Raw genomic sequence first — 13,417 nt, 5'->3', positions numbered from 1 at the left:
ATTGAAGATTAGGAGTCTTTTTAATATTAAAATTTAATTAATGCAACACTAGTGATAATAAGTATATTTTTTATTATTTATTATCAATAAAAAAACAATTGGTTAATAAAAGTAAAGGGGGGGCACAGCCAAATATAAATCAAACTATTTTAAAAGAAACCTTAATACCACTCCCACCAAATTTAGAGCAAAGACGAATTATAAATAAATTAGAAGAAGAACTTAGAAAGTCAGAAGAGACCATAAATCTATTAGAGAAAGTAGAATACTACCTAGAAAGTATGCGTGAAAGTTTATTACAGCAAGCATTCCGCGGAGAACTTGTTGAGCAGAGGCCTGAAGAAGGAACTGGCTCAGATTTACTTAGTCAATTGCTTGAAGATAAGTTATCTATTAAGTCTTAAAATACCATTAAGGGCACAGAGAGTTCGTGTCCTTTTTTAAATTAAAAGCATTATTATAATTACAAGTTAAGGAGTCAAAAAAAATGGGCGATAAACAATTTACTATTCAAAAACCAAGTGATAGTGATGGTTTCTCTACGTTAGAGTGTCCGCATTGTGGTGATACATTCAAATTATATGCGGATGACTTGTATGATGACTCAGTTATTGAACTCTTTTGTCCTTCTTGCGGGCTGCCAAGTGAAGTTTCAAATTTTTTACCTCAAGATGTAATTGAACATGCAAGAACCATTGCTGAAAACGAAATGAAACATATGGTGAACGAATTTATGAAGGGGTGCTTTGCTTTTACTTAAATTTACTTTTGTTTATACATAGAAAGTTTTCAATATGATAAGGCTCCAAACAATGCAACTCACGTGGGAGAACTTCCTTTGTAATATAAGGATACTCTTTGTCATCACAGAAGTATTTAGCATGCCTATGCAGAACCTCTTTGCCGAGCAAAGCCCTAGCCCCATCTAACGCACCTCGATGCAAATAAATAACATTAGGATATAATTGCATTATTGCACCTAGTCTAAGAGAGGTGTCATAAACCGATAAAGGACCAAAGAACGGTGCTTTTAAAACATAAATCATCGTAAATATTTCATCAAAGGTCTTACGCTTCATTAACTCCTTGATAATTTCCGGTTTAAGTAACTCTTCTTCCATTTCCTCCAACGTCTTTTTAGGGATACGGTATTGATGAGAGTCTCTTTTTAATTTCGGTTCTTTACCCCAAACAGCATCCCTTATTAAATCCTCCAATGGCTTTGACTGATTTCTAAAATCGCTTAATTTCCACTCTTCATGTTTTTCGAAATTTCTTTTGTAAAGCGCTACTAACTCTTGTAACTGTTCCATGGACATCCCCTTTTTTCTTTCGTATTAACCTTTATTCAATGATATGTGACAAAGATTACGAAAAGAAGACTTCATAGTTAAAACAATCCTTATTAAAAACTCTTAAAAAATATTAGAAGTTCATAAGGGTTATTAAAAAATAATAGAAAATAACATTACGACAAGGATAGTGAGTCCTTGATTATCTTAATTGCTTGGAGGAAATTAATATATGTCACAAAAGAAAAAAGGAAAGGTAATATCAGTTTTTTCGTCCAAAGGGGGTTGTGGTAAGTCGTTTTACTCAACCTATATCCCTCTTGGTATTTTAAAGATTAATCCAGAAGAGAAGATACTCATTTTAGATTTATGTAAAAATAGTTCAGTGGCCAAAGAATTTGGCATATCAGAAGTCATCAGTAATTCGGTATTCGATTGGTACTCTTCCAAAGGCCAGAAATTTAAAGAATGTGTTAAGAGGTTTGGCAACACCAACATCTATTATATGGCATCCAATAATGATGTCGATAAGTTAGTGGAGTGGACAAATGAAAACATAAGAGTAAATAGAGAGTATTTCTTGAGGAAGCTAATTGAGCCATTAAAAGATTATTTCGATTATATCTTCATTGATAACCATCCTTCTCAAAATGACGATAAGTCACTTTATTCTATTGTTGCTGCTGATACGATTGTTCTAGCTACAACAGCAGAATTGAGCTCTATGAATGCAACTATTCAGGATATTAACATGGTGAAAGAAGTTCAAGAGGCAGTTCCCCACTCGCTAAACTATTTTATAGCTACAAATAAAGTGGAGTTTAACAAAGGAGACAAAAAGCATATAGATACTTTTTATGACCAACTCATATATCAAGGAGTCAAGGCAGAGCAGTTGCTGCCACCAATTCGTTACGCAACTGCAATTAAAAGAAATAAACTATATCAAATATTTCAAGATAGTAAGCTGAGAGAAAATCGATACGTTAAAAACGTATTGAATGATGTCTTCGTGCACGCTAGGGAGGTAATGAGCTATGTCTGATGACTTTTTAAACTCAATAAATCTACCGAATGAAATAATAAATGGCACAAGTGACAAATCTAGTTCTACCGGACAATCATCGTTAGCGGTTCAGAGATTAAAAATTAACCAAACTAAAGAAAAAAACAATCCCCGCGGCTTGAAACCGGGTCCAAGAGTTATCAATCCCAAAAAAAGTACGTCTTTCTCGTTAGAAGTAGCGATTGTTGATGCGCTTGAGAGATATGTTATGAAGAATGGGATTTCTAAATCGCAGGTTGTAAAGCAAGCCATACAACAGTTTTTAGAGAACGATTTAAAAGTCGAAATATATTGGGATGATTTTAGAGAGAAGTATGAATAAGGATTTTTAATGTTAATCATTATTAGCAAATATTAGATTTTAATAAAAATTGTTAGGGGTTTTAATTCATGAAGCTTTCTAAAGTTCAAGAAGATACAATAAAAAGCTGGGCTAAACATATGTCGTTTGAAGAAGTAGAAAAGAAAGTTATGTTTTATAATGCTTTAATAGATAAATATCAGAGAGAAGAGGGATTACCTGAATTTTATCTATATGAATTAGGTTATGAAAATAGCAACCCGAGCCAAGAAGTCGAAGGACTAAAGAGGTCTAGGTTTGTTATGGAACAAGTGATAGAGATAAAAAATAAGATGAAGCAGGTTTAATATGAGGAAGGTCCAGAGTTGATATAACTCTGGACCTATTTTCATTTAAGTTGATTGTTTAGTTTTCTTCTAGCTATCTTACGTAGTTTTTTGTTAAAGGCTATTAAAGCATCCTTTCTATTTATATTATTTTTGTTCTTTACAATTTCTTCTTTTTGGCTTTTAAAAGGCTCTCGAAGCTCCATTTTTTGAATGTTATTAAGAATATTATTCTCTTGTTCGAGCTTTTGCTCATATTCTAATTGCAATATTCGTTGCTCGCTTACTGATAAGTTAGCTTTAATAAACTCAACTGCTTTAAGCGAACCATAACTACCTACATACTTCCAATGATATTTTTGATTTTTTCTTGGAGACCTTTCTGATTTTGGCCGGTACTGCCAAGTATATAAGTATGCTCTTCCTCTTATCACTTTGATACATACGTTTTTGTGTTCAGAACGACCAAACATGGTAAATCACTCCTTGAGTTTTTGATATTTTAGCAGTGATTTGTCAAAAGTGTTAAAAAATCTGATTTTCTAATAATTAATACTGTGACAGTTACCGGGTAACAGTTACCTAGAAATTATGTGTAAATAAACTATCTATAAAATCTTTAAATTGCTTGTTCTTGCTGGTTTTTAACGGTTTTATAAATTTGAAATGTACAGTAGTTATGTCCCCTTGCTTTGCCTTGATTAAGGATACTAATTTAAGATTTTAATTGAAAAGTAGTAATAGAGGGGAGGAGCGATTTCTGTGACAAAGGTTAGCGGGATAAAGAGTAATGAGTATTATTCAGTTCAAACAGTAAATCCGTATAGGAAAATAGCTACTATTGAGAATTTTACTTGGTTTCCACTGTTTGATTTTAAACATGATTTTTCTTCTACAATGATTAAATCTGGAGTTTATGTGATTGGGTTGAAGTTCACTCCATACATGGAGCCACAACCAATTTATATAGGTTGTTCTAAAGATTTAGATGGTCGTATGGAACAACATAAAAGGTCCAATAGCATATCGAAATATCTCAAAGGCGTTTACCGTTTTTTCCCGAATGAATGCTTGTATGTAAGGTTTATACTGGTTGAAGGAAAAAGTAACTATAAAGCATTGGAAACGAGACTTATTGCTTCAACAATAGGCACACTTAACGTAATTGAGAGGGATAATGAAAGTATTGCTATATCTGAAGAGCGAGCTAGAGCATCACTGAATGAAATGGTGAAAGTCTACAGGCACCTTGTTCGTAAATATAGAGAGGATTTTTGTTGATAAAAGCGGATTACACATAATATCAATTATGTCTGCTTAGCAGCTAATAGGATGGTAAAATCATTTAGCTAAGTAGACATAACTTTATAAATACACACTGGTTTTTGAGTAGACATAACTTTTGGGGAGGGGAGAGCAATGCTAGAGAAGTTAGAGGGATTTAAAATCTATTTGGAGAAGCAAAGAAATTCAAACCATACAATCTCTTCGTATACTCGAAGTATACTCCAATATAATAGATGGTTTACTGGGAAATTTGGAAAGGAATTGAAGACGTTACACAAAGAAAATATAAATGATTATATTGATACCATGAAAAAGGAGCGCAAGGCTAATGGCGAACTTTTATCGGCAAAAACAGTAAACCAACGATTAAATGGATTACGAGCCTTTAATAAATTTTTAATTGAAGACGGTCAAATGAAGGAAGAAGTTATCGAGCGGAATATGTTTAATAAAATTCAACAACAAATAGCATCGCCATCAAAATTTTCAAAACAAGAAGTTGACCGTTTCTTTCAAGTAATATTAGAAAGCAAAGAAGAAATGGGTGAGCGAGAGAGCTATCGCGATTATGCACTAGCCAAATTAATGGCCCTGAGTGGCTGTAGGATATCGGAAGCATTATCAATTCTACAAGAAGATGTTCATTTGGATGCAAGGGAAATATTAATTAGGCATGGTAAGGGAAATAAGAGTAGAACTGTATTAATTAGCAAAAATCTTCAGCGGGTTCTATCTAGATATATTTATGGAATTAGAGACCAATATAGGCTGCATGAAGTAAGCCCATATCTATTTGTCAGTAACCGGAGTAGGAGTTTATCCAGAAATACAATAAATAAGTCTTTTAAGAAGTATAGTGAACTTGCTCTATTGTCAGAAGTGTTGTCTCCGCATGATTTAAGACATTATTTTTGTAGCGAGTGTATAAAAAATGGGCTTGGAATTCATGAGGTAGCAAATTTGGCTGGTCATTCTAGTATTCAGACAACTAGCCTATATACGAATACTAGCAGAAAGACAATGTTAGAAAAGTTAGAAGGTTTATGAAATTAACTGTCATATTCTATAGAATTGTGTATAATATTGGTAGATTAAATCATCATGTTAAAACTACAAGTTATGTTTGCCCATACTTGTGGTTTTTTTTTGGAGGTTAAGATGAGCAAAGGAACAGATGGTGGTTATTATGCACTTAAAGGTTTTATATATCAATTCGACACCACAATATTAGAAATACTCGGTAATCCCAAAAAACAAATTTATTTTGAAAACCAACAAGATATTAATTATGAAGCTTATGTAATTCAAGTGAAACATAAAGAGACTCAAAATTTTAAGAACAGTTTAATAAAAAAACCTGTAATCCAACTTTTGGAAGAATTTAAGTCGGATAATACCAAAAATTTTGCACTTTATTGCCACTTTAAAGATAAAAGTCCAGAAGAAAAAAGTTTAAGCAGTAGTGAACTTGATAAAATATTGGGGATAAACAAAGCCGACTATCCTAAGAGACTCAAAGAACTGTTCACAAATAATTTCAAGTTGAAATTTTGTTTAGATTACCAAATGCAATTTGAAGAAGTGATTTCTTCTATTAAGGACACTTATTCATTACAGAATGAAGATACTGCCTTGATTTACCATATGATAATACATTCGCACCTTTTAAAATCGGCTATAAAAGTAAAAGAAGAACGTTATATAAATAAATCTGATATTGATACATTATTCCAAAAAGCTAGTCAAGTAGTTTTTAAACAAGCTTACAAGTTTCATTTAACCAAAGAAAAATATGAAAGAGTTATAAAAAGACAATATTTCACACCTAAAAGTCATAGCAGAGTGGCAAGAGAAAGAATGTTTATTATAGATTGCCAAGACCCCAATTTAAATAACTTAATAAACATTTTATACATAATTGCTGAGAAGTATTATAAAGCTCCAATAGCTCCTTATGTATGTTTCAGAAACTTATCAGACATTCAATTCATATCATTAAAGAAACAACTGAAAGAAGAAAAGGGCCCTTTATTTTTTAATGACGGTACTTTCTTTTCAGATGATGAATTTGACATAGATTTATTTACTTCACGCAATAAAGTTACTGATAATATAACTCAGCTAAAGATATTGAGAGATATAAATCTACATTCAGTAATAGAATACGTTGAATTTAGAGATACATACGAATTTTTCGTTCAGCAACCTTTTAATTTAGATATAGACGGAAATAATCAAATTCAAATCTCGAATATAGAACAAATAATAAATATGATTGGTTAGGAGTGTAAGATGAATACTTTAAATGATGTAGCGAAAGTTATTTCAGTTTTACCTAACAAAATTAAAGTTGAAGTATATGATTTAGATGCTTTTCATAGAGTTGATACTGAAAGGATATCCATAGGCTCCTATTTAAGAGTTTCTGATGAGAAGGATTGCTCTTTAATAGCAATGGTAGAAAACTTTACTATTGAAGAGAATACTTTAAATCCTCACCAGCCGAAATATGTAATTGAAGGTACACCTATGGGCTTTTTAGACTTTGAGGGTGTGTTTCACAGGGGAAACCATACTTTAACTATCCCTCCAACAGGCGTTGAATTAGCGAGAAAAGGAGAAATACAAAAAATATATGAGAACACAAAAGAGGAAGCAAGATTTTGTTTTGCGAAGTTAAAACAAGATGAGCTCACAACTGTTCCAGTAGATGGAAACAAATTTTTTAATAAGCATATAGCAGTAGTAGGTTCAACGGGTTCAGGGAAGTCTAATACGGTAGCCAAGATTATTCAGGAGGCAATAACGGCGAAACACTCAGAGTATAGTGAATTGAATAATTCTCATATTGTAATTTTTGATATTCATTCAGAATACAAGTCAGCTTTTCCATCAGCTAATTATATTGATGTTGAAAATTTATTTTTACCTTACTGGTTAATGAATGGAGAGGAATTAGAAGATTTATTTATTGAAACTGGTGATAACAATGCTTATAATCAAGTGTCGTTATTGAGAGATATTATTACTGAGAATAAGAAATTTCATAATGATAATAATGAGAAAATCAGCTTTGATAGCCCTGTACCATTTTCAATAGACGAAGTTATTAGGTGTATAAAGAACTTAACTAACGAAACAACCGACTATAACGATGCCTCTAAAATAACTCTTAAAACTGGAGAAAACGAAATAGAAGAATTAAAAAATAATAGTGAAAAGTATAAATATTACTTTACTAAAGCGATTAAATTTCAAGAGGTTAAAACAAAAAGTGCTTCAAGAGGAACATATAATGATAGTGATAGAAAATTAGATAAAATGATTTCTAGGATGAGTAGCAAGGTCAAAGATAATCGTCTAAATTTTTTATCATTAGGGGACAACTTGCAAAAATTCAAAGTTCCATTTTTAGATGTCCTAGAGAGTATATTAGGCTATAAAAATGATAAAAAAGCAAATGTAACTATAATAGATATAAGTGGTGTCCCATTTGAAGTATTAAATATTACCGTTTCGTTAGTATCTAGGCTTTTATTTGAGTATGGTTACTATTTTAAGCAATTTTACGATGAGCGTATAAATGAATTAACTAATGAAGAGGATTATTTGCCATTATTAATCGTTTACGAAGAAGCTCATAAATATGTTCCAAAAAACAATGCTGCAAAATATAAATCCTCCAGAACTGCAATTGAAAGAATAGCAAAAGAAGGTAGAAAATATGGTGTTACAGCAATGATAGTTAGCCAAAGACCATCGGAAATTTCTGAGACAATATTTTCACAATGTAGTAACTTCATTGCAATGAGGTTGACTAATCCGGAGGACCAGAATTATATTAAAAGGCTTTTGCCAGATAGTTTAGAGTCGTTAACTGCGTCTATATCAACGTTACAACGTGGACAAGCTGTACTTACTGGAGAAGCAATAATCATGCCATCTTTAGTTATGATTGACCCATGTATCAATAAACCTTCTTCAAATGACATTAATTATTTAGAAGAATGGAAGAAGCCATGGACTAATGCGCAGTTACCAACTATAGCTGAGAGGTGGAATAAAAAAAGTTAATGGTAAATACTAAAAGCGGGACGCTGGAGCTCAGTTTGTACCTGCTTTTATCGAATAGTTTTGCGACTTTAAAACTAACCTTTTTCAATTACAGAAAATAGGTAATTATCCTAAGCAAGACTGGTACATGCGTATTTTTTTATATTTTTATATACCCCGTACCCAAACAAGGCACGTGGAGAGTGTGACGAAGTTAGTGTTGAAATGTGACCCACTAATTCTCTCTTCCGAAACAAAATAAACATTTCCGATTTTCGTTAAAAAGGAAGAGGGAAGTTTTCGTAAAAAATCAGGGCAAATCCTTGTGGGACTTGCCTTTTTACGTTTTCATTTTCGGAAAACTTTATTTTAACTTGAGAAAAAGCGTGAAAAAATGAGTGAAAAAAACGGGAAAAAACGCTTGTTTTTGAGTGGGAAATGAGTGAAAAACGGTGATTTTCGGAAAACTTTATTATGAAAGCAAACGGTGGAATGCGGGTTTGAGGGAGAGGTTTTCGGAAGAGTTTATTTTTAATGCACATAGTATAAACAAAAAATGGAGCGAAAACTTAAATGTTTTTGCTCCATTTTTGTTAAGGGTTAAGGGGAATTTTGATTCATCATTAGCATTAGTTTGAACATTGTTAATAAAATGAAATTAGTTAAATTTTAGGTGATAATAATGTTAATATGTATTAGAGAAGGTGATTACAATTGTCAATCTATAAAAATATCTTTCATTACTATCGGGGACACACGAAAAAAGGTTCTCAGGAAACGAAACAATTACAAATAGAAAACAATACAACAAAGGCATTTCTTAATGTCTTGCAACATGCCTCACCTTTATTAACTGATCGATTTATTAAATGGTTAGGATTATGTGTAGAAGATGAACATTATGAATTCATGTATCAAGTATCAAATGAGTTACATCGCAGAACTAAACAGGCAGTGGTTATTGGAATTGCTGAAACTGAGAAGGTTATAGATAATCAACAAGGTAGAAAGTATTACATCCCTGATGGAGCTATTCTTTCAGCCTCAATTTCGATGTTAATTGAAACAAAAATTGGGTTAAATTCCTATTTAGATGTTAATCAGCTTGAAGGGCATAAAAGTAGATTTGCTATTGATCAGGAAGTAGGAGAAAATGTTATTCTTACCTGGGCTCAAGTTAGAGAATTTTTTCGTGAACAACAACCAGATTTCTTACAGTGCAATGATATTAAAACGTGTTTTCTATTAGAACAATTTGAAGAATATTGTGCAATCAATTGTATAGGTAGCCCTAAAACGAAGGAATACTTTTTCTTACAATTTGAGAAGGTTAAAGCTCAAGAATTAGCAAGGAAGATACATGATTATTTATGGAATGAATCAGGATATATCGACCTTCAAGATGCTGAAACGAATGATGGGATAGGGTATAAAAGAACAGGTAAGCCCAAATTTGCTACGTTAACTACACAAAGACAACGATGTTTAATCTTACACATCGGTAAAAAGAATAAACGTTTGGGGTTAAGTGTTCAAGAAGAAATTGATAACTTGTTGGGGAGAAATTTTGAAAGGAAAGAATATGAAATTGAAAAGTATCCTCACGAAGCCTACATACGTTTAGAGTGGGTGGATGACTTTGAACAGATTCGACCATATATTGATTTAGCGTATAAGTTGAGGTAGGTAGCAATAAAAGGGTGGTTGTGAAAAATGGATTTAAAAGAACAAATCAAGCAATTTGAAGACGGTTTTGATGATGGGGTTTACGCTGTTCCAGGAGAGTATAAAGTAAAGGTTAGGGCGTTGTATGAGTATTGTAAGAAAAATAATCTAAGCCCAAATGATTTATCGAAAGAGCAATTAGAGAAGTTTGTTGAAAAGCGTTCGTAGATAAGGGAAGTGGAAAATCATACACTTCCCCTCAATCTTTTAATCTAATATTCTATTGAGTTTACACAATAACACGATTGCATCAGATAATGATGAGAAGGAAAAATGTTCTTTCAGTGCTCAATTTCCTTTGTTACTACTTCGCTTCTTGTATCAACCTTTCCAACTCTTTTTCAGCTATCTTCTGTAATTCCCTTTGAAATTCTCAGAGTTCCAAATGTATAAAGGATCTTTACCTGCTACACGAGCAATTTCAGTAGCAATTTCAAACGCATGATCCCTTAATTCTTTTTGGGCAATGGTCATATAAATCTCTCCTCATAAAATGCGAACATAAATTCTTTTATTATATGGTACTAATCTATGTAATTGTGTCAATGAACTCACCTTACTCACTTAGCGGAATCAGCATCTAATAAAGGCATCGATGGGTACTTTAGATCGGGCTCTTTATCAGGACAGAGTGTAAACATCAAATTCTATACAAAGAATGAGAGATTATTAGATATAGCACCTAATTTTCTGCCCGACTATCATTTAGTCTTAACAGGTGATATGTATAATGCTTGTTGATCAAGAGGGATGGTAAAGCCCTGGTGCATATCATATGTTTACTTATTTGAATCTAAGAGGTTAATTGAGAAGTTACAAGAAAGAAAGTTGAAAATCTGTACAGCAACAAGCGTTGCTAAAATATTTTGGGAAACAGCAGAGGTTTATCCGAACCCAAAGAATGATAGTCTTATCCTAACCGTAGAACAAAAAGGATGGTTAAAGCTGTTTCAAATATAAATGAAAGGTTGGTTTGTTTGAAAGTAAATCCAGAATTATTAAGAGAGATGAAAAAGTTATTAGATCAATATATTAAGGAAGTAGAGGAAGCTAAGAAAAGTGGAGCATTAACCGAAAGTACGGCAAGAACATATTTACTCCACACATCAAATTTTATCAAGTGGTGCAATGGAAACTTTGTACCTGGTGGAAGAAATCAAAATCGTTAGGGGAAGTTCGTTAATGTTAGAAAAGTACTTCTAATCAATTTGAAAAAGGAGCACTTTTCAATAGTACAATAGCTTTTAAATTACTGAATCAGATAGATCAAATTCAAACGTTAATTCTTCACTTAAAACATCAATTGACTTATCACATAAATAAACCAACTTACTATCAATCTCAAAATATTGTTTAGCAAGGTAAAAGAAACGTAGCTGTGGTTCTCTTACTTTATCACTTTCCTTTTTAACTTCTGCAAAGAAACAAGTGTTTAAGTTAAAGACAAGAAGATCAGGGTTTTCAATGGAATAACCCTCTTTAGTCAGTTGTTGAACGATTTCCTTAAATTCTTTTAGTTTCCCTGGAGGTATAAGTGTGTCGATCATTTTGTTATATCGACTGAATTTTGATGTTTTAGATAATAGGTTAAAGTCATTGGTGAACACGTAATAACCTTGATTCCTAAAATACTTCTCAGCCATCCACTCACCAAAACCATAACCGTTGCTAATACCAGGGCCGTCCCAATCTAACATAAAGGATGGGACTATATTGGGATTTCTTTCCTTCCATTGTTGCAACCATTCTTTTTTATAGGGTATTGTGATTTGCTCTATTTTTATCGCTTTCATATCTATTCCTCTTAACTTAAGTCGTAACTACGCACAATTAGTTTCTTTGCTTTTTCCATATCTTCTTCATTTTGAATAGTTACTTCTAAATCACCTGTGCCATAATGTCCGATGTTTCGAACATCACGACTAAAACCTTCCTCTAAGGCTATTTCATCAGGATTCACTTTAAGATAAGCGAGTAGCTTTTGCTTCCCTGGAATTACCTCAACACAAGCAAAATTCTTAATTCTCTTGAAGGCAAAATAATGTTTTAAAGTTTTCATTTGGACATCATCACCGAGGGCTAACATAAATGATCGTAAATGCTCAAAAAGGTCTGTAAGGTCAGTATTTGCTTTATCTAATAATTCTGATGCTGTTTTACTTTTACCACCTTTTTTACCGACAGAGCTGTCTAATTCAATATGTTCATTACCTTGTGCGGTTGTTGCGTTCACTAAATCTAACATGAAGAGTGAATCTCCGTACTTTTTATATTGATACAGCTCGATATTGCGATTGATTTGTTGAACGGCATGACTATCGTATTTGGTAAAGCTACCTGCTATACATAAGAGGCGTGGACTACTCCAATCGATATTATCTGAAACATCTTTACCGAAAGTTTCAAGTACCAATAGTGTAAATTCACCCTTATGGTCAAGAAGCCAATCTAAATAGAAAAGACCTTGGTTAATGACGTTTTCGTTCATAGAACGTTTATATTCAATAATGACGGGACAATTATTTTCATCTAATCCTAAAGTGTCAATTCTACCAGCATGAGTTTTTCCTGTGCTGTATTCACTTGCAAGAAATCGAACACCCAGAAACGCATCTAAATGTTTTTCGATTAACGTTTGCAATGATTTTTCAATTGTCACAGCACTTCCAATTAACTCTTCAACTGTATCCTGGTTGATAGAAAAAAGTTTAATGTCACCCATATGCTCAACCCCTAAATATTTTTCATTGTCTTTAGACAATTATATCCTATATTTTACAAAAACGAAAAAAGGTAATGGGGATTTAACAATTCAATCTATCCTGCTTTTTAATAAAGTTAGTTTCTTAACTCTACTTAATCAAACTTATGTTCCTTATAACTAATAATCTTGATCATGCTATATGCAAGACTTTCATATAAACTGCATATGCCGTATCTTATAAGCTCAAGAACCGTACCATTTTTATGAATATCGTTCATGTATTTTACAGAAAATGGACATAACGTATATGAAAAATATGCATATAACTTATAGAACTTATTCATAGAACTACCACATTCACATAACTGAAATGCCGAATTTGAGAAGTTGTTACTATCAAATACTCCTGTTTTTAAGTTATAAAATCACTCTACTAATCTATAATATAAAGATTTTTAATCAAAAAGGATTTCCATAATGGAAAAAGTAGAACAGGAGTGATTGAAATGGGAAAAGGCAGAAAACAAATGCCAGCTGAGTTTGGTAAATTGATTCGTAGGTTAAGAGAAGAAAAGGGCTATAGCTTAGAGCAACTATCTAAAAAAGTATATATAAATGATTTTCTTTTTCGACATTTGACCTAGTGAATCCCTAAGCGTTGTA

18 protein-coding genes are annotated in these 13,417 nt (G+C 32.4%); 13 read left to right on the top strand and 5 right to left on the bottom strand.

All coding sequences use genetic code 11. The features are described from left to right. The first annotated feature begins 65 nt into the window (after positions 1 to 65). Both DIS06_RS19540 and DIS06_RS19535 read left to right on the top strand, forming a co-directional pair. On the top strand, positions 66 to 404 hold the full coding sequence (locus tag DIS06_RS19540; protein WP_275425450.1) for a restriction endonuclease subunit S: 339 nt from the start codon (positions 66 to 68) through the stop codon (positions 402 to 404). Between the two features lie 83 nt (positions 405 to 487). After that, positions 488 to 760 (top strand): hypothetical protein, encoded by a 273-nt coding sequence (locus DIS06_RS19535; RefSeq protein ID WP_110114916.1) that lies wholly within the window; start codon positions 488 to 490, stop codon positions 758 to 760. On the opposite strand, the gene DIS06_RS19530 is transcribed toward DIS06_RS19535, so the two are convergent. Then, entirely contained in the window at positions 753 to 1,313 is a 561-nt protein-coding gene (locus tag DIS06_RS19530) for a hypothetical protein (RefSeq protein ID WP_110114915.1), read from the bottom strand. The two genes, DIS06_RS19535 and DIS06_RS19530, sit on opposite strands and share 8 nt — an antisense overlap. A gap of 211 nt (positions 1,314 to 1,524) precedes the next feature. On the opposite strand from DIS06_RS19530, the gene DIS06_RS19525 reads away from it, so the two are divergent. The 3 genes from DIS06_RS19525 (at position 1,525) to DIS06_RS19515 (ending at position 3,006) form a co-directional block, all read left to right on the top strand. After that, complete coding sequence (locus DIS06_RS19525) at positions 1,525 to 2,337, top strand: ParA family protein (protein ID WP_110114914.1); 813 nt, start codon at positions 1,525 to 1,527, stop codon at positions 2,335 to 2,337. Beyond that, positions 2,330 to 2,680: a ribbon-helix-helix protein, CopG family gene (locus DIS06_RS19520; RefSeq protein ID WP_110114913.1), complete on the top strand. Its 351-nt coding sequence runs from the start codon at positions 2,330 to 2,332 to the stop codon at positions 2,678 to 2,680. Before DIS06_RS19525 ends, DIS06_RS19520 begins: the two co-directional genes overlap by 8 nt. 68 nt (positions 2,681 to 2,748) lie before the next feature. Further along, positions 2,749 to 3,006, top strand: coding sequence for a hypothetical protein (locus tag DIS06_RS19515; RefSeq protein ID WP_110114912.1), 258 nt, complete (start codon positions 2,749 to 2,751; stop codon positions 3,004 to 3,006). A gap of 41 nt (positions 3,007 to 3,047) precedes the next feature. Here the strand turns inward: DIS06_RS19515 and DIS06_RS19510 are convergent, their stop codons facing one another. After that, complete coding sequence (locus tag DIS06_RS19510; protein WP_110114911.1) at positions 3,048 to 3,458, bottom strand: hypothetical protein; 411 nt, start codon at positions 3,456 to 3,458, stop codon at positions 3,048 to 3,050. Positions 3,459 to 3,747: 289 nt separating this feature from the next. Between DIS06_RS19510 and DIS06_RS19505 the strand changes: the two genes are divergently transcribed. The 6 genes from DIS06_RS19505 to DIS06_RS19480 all read left to right on the top strand — a co-directional run bounded on the left by DIS06_RS19505 (position 3,748) and on the right by DIS06_RS19480 (position 10,218). Beyond that, positions 3,748 to 4,266, top strand: coding sequence for a GIY-YIG nuclease family protein (locus DIS06_RS19505; RefSeq protein ID WP_110114910.1), 519 nt, complete (start codon positions 3,748 to 3,750; stop codon positions 4,264 to 4,266). Positions 4,267 to 4,404: 138 nt separating this feature from the next. After that, positions 4,405 to 5,319: a tyrosine-type recombinase/integrase gene (locus DIS06_RS19500; RefSeq protein ID WP_110114909.1), complete on the top strand. Its 915-nt coding sequence runs from the start codon at positions 4,405 to 4,407 to the stop codon at positions 5,317 to 5,319. A gap of 111 nt (positions 5,320 to 5,430) precedes the next feature. Continuing rightward, entirely contained in the window at positions 5,431 to 6,555 is a 1,125-nt protein-coding gene (locus tag DIS06_RS19495) for a hypothetical protein (RefSeq protein ID WP_110114908.1), read from the top strand. 9 nt (positions 6,556 to 6,564) lie between these two features. Then, entirely contained in the window at positions 6,565 to 8,346 is a 1,782-nt protein-coding gene (locus tag DIS06_RS19490; protein WP_110114907.1) for an ATP-binding protein, read from the top strand. A 693-nt stretch (positions 8,347 to 9,039) separates the two neighbouring features. Beyond that, positions 9,040 to 10,011: a hypothetical protein gene (locus DIS06_RS19485; protein WP_110114906.1), complete on the top strand. Its 972-nt coding sequence runs from the start codon at positions 9,040 to 9,042 to the stop codon at positions 10,009 to 10,011. 27 nt (positions 10,012 to 10,038) lie between these two features. Continuing rightward, positions 10,039 to 10,218 (top strand): hypothetical protein, encoded by a 180-nt coding sequence (locus DIS06_RS19480; RefSeq protein WP_110114905.1) that lies wholly within the window; start codon positions 10,039 to 10,041, stop codon positions 10,216 to 10,218. Positions 10,219 to 10,395: 177 nt separating this feature from the next. Here the strand turns inward: DIS06_RS19480 and DIS06_RS20835 are convergent, their stop codons facing one another. Next, positions 10,396 to 10,524 carry a hypothetical protein gene (locus DIS06_RS20835; protein ID WP_275425449.1) on the bottom strand — a complete coding sequence of 43 codons (129 nt, stop codon included), beginning with the start codon at positions 10,522 to 10,524 and terminating at the stop codon, positions 10,396 to 10,398. Between the two features lie 503 nt (positions 10,525 to 11,027). Between DIS06_RS20835 and DIS06_RS19470 the strand changes: the two genes are divergently transcribed. Beyond that, entirely contained in the window at positions 11,028 to 11,219 is a 192-nt protein-coding gene (locus tag DIS06_RS19470; RefSeq protein ID WP_110114903.1) for a hypothetical protein, read from the top strand. Between the two features lie 75 nt (positions 11,220 to 11,294). Here DIS06_RS19470 and DIS06_RS19465 read toward each other — a convergent pair whose 3' ends face one another. Continuing rightward, positions 11,295 to 11,843, bottom strand: a complete 549-nt coding sequence (locus DIS06_RS19465) for a hypothetical protein (protein ID WP_110114902.1) — start codon at positions 11,841 to 11,843, stop codon at positions 11,295 to 11,297. Positions 11,844 to 11,854: 11 nt separating this feature from the next. After that, positions 11,855 to 12,772, bottom strand: coding sequence for a DUF5655 domain-containing protein (locus tag DIS06_RS19460; RefSeq protein ID WP_110114901.1), 918 nt, complete (start codon positions 12,770 to 12,772; stop codon positions 11,855 to 11,857). Between the two features lie 488 nt (positions 12,773 to 13,260). Between DIS06_RS19460 and DIS06_RS20275 the strand changes: the two genes are divergently transcribed. Further along, positions 13,261 to 13,398: a RodZ family helix-turn-helix domain-containing protein gene (locus DIS06_RS20275; RefSeq protein WP_162596041.1), complete on the top strand. Its 138-nt coding sequence runs from the start codon at positions 13,261 to 13,263 to the stop codon at positions 13,396 to 13,398. The last annotated feature ends 19 nt before the right edge of the window (positions 13,399 to 13,417 follow it).

The sequence above is a fragment of the Bacillus sp. CGMCC 1.16541 genome (assembly GCF_003184905.1).
Lineage (GTDB): Bacteria > Bacillota > Bacilli > Bacillales > Bacillaceae_H > Priestia.
This window is presented reverse-complemented; position numbering and strand designations above follow the sequence as displayed.

Coding starts and splice junctions, on each gene's coding strand:
- DIS06_RS19535 (WP_110114916.1), top strand. CDS start 488: ATGGGCGATAAACAATTTACTATTCAAAAACCAAGTGATAGTGATGGT.
- DIS06_RS19530 (WP_110114915.1), bottom strand. CDS start 1,313: ATGGAACAGTTACAAGAGTTAGTAGCGCTTTACAAAAGAAATTTCGAA.
- DIS06_RS19525 (WP_110114914.1), top strand. CDS start 1,525: ATGTCACAAAAGAAAAAAGGAAAGGTAATATCAGTTTTTTCGTCCAAA.
- DIS06_RS19520 (WP_110114913.1), top strand. CDS start 2,330: ATGTCTGATGACTTTTTAAACTCAATAAATCTACCGAATGAAATAATA.
- DIS06_RS19515 (WP_110114912.1), top strand. CDS start 2,749: ATGAAGCTTTCTAAAGTTCAAGAAGATACAATAAAAAGCTGGGCTAAA.
- DIS06_RS19510 (WP_110114911.1), bottom strand. CDS start 3,458: ATGTTTGGTCGTTCTGAACACAAAAACGTATGTATCAAAGTGATAAGA.
- DIS06_RS19500 (WP_110114909.1), top strand. CDS start 4,405: ATGCTAGAGAAGTTAGAGGGATTTAAAATCTATTTGGAGAAGCAAAGA.
- DIS06_RS19495 (WP_110114908.1), top strand. CDS start 5,431: ATGAGCAAAGGAACAGATGGTGGTTATTATGCACTTAAAGGTTTTATA.
- DIS06_RS19490 (WP_110114907.1), top strand. CDS start 6,565: ATGAATACTTTAAATGATGTAGCGAAAGTTATTTCAGTTTTACCTAAC.
- DIS06_RS19480 (WP_110114905.1), top strand. CDS start 10,039: ATGGATTTAAAAGAACAAATCAAGCAATTTGAAGACGGTTTTGATGAT.
- DIS06_RS20835 (WP_275425449.1), bottom strand. CDS start 10,524: ATGACCATTGCCCAAAAAGAATTAAGGGATCATGCGTTTGAAATTGCT.
- DIS06_RS19465 (WP_110114902.1), bottom strand. CDS start 11,843: ATGAAAGCGATAAAAATAGAGCAAATCACAATACCCTATAAAAAAGAA.
- DIS06_RS19460 (WP_110114901.1), bottom strand. CDS start 12,772: ATGGGTGACATTAAACTTTTTTCTATCAACCAGGATACAGTTGAAGAG.
- DIS06_RS20275 (WP_162596041.1), top strand. CDS start 13,261: ATGGGAAAAGGCAGAAAACAAATGCCAGCTGAGTTTGGTAAATTGATT.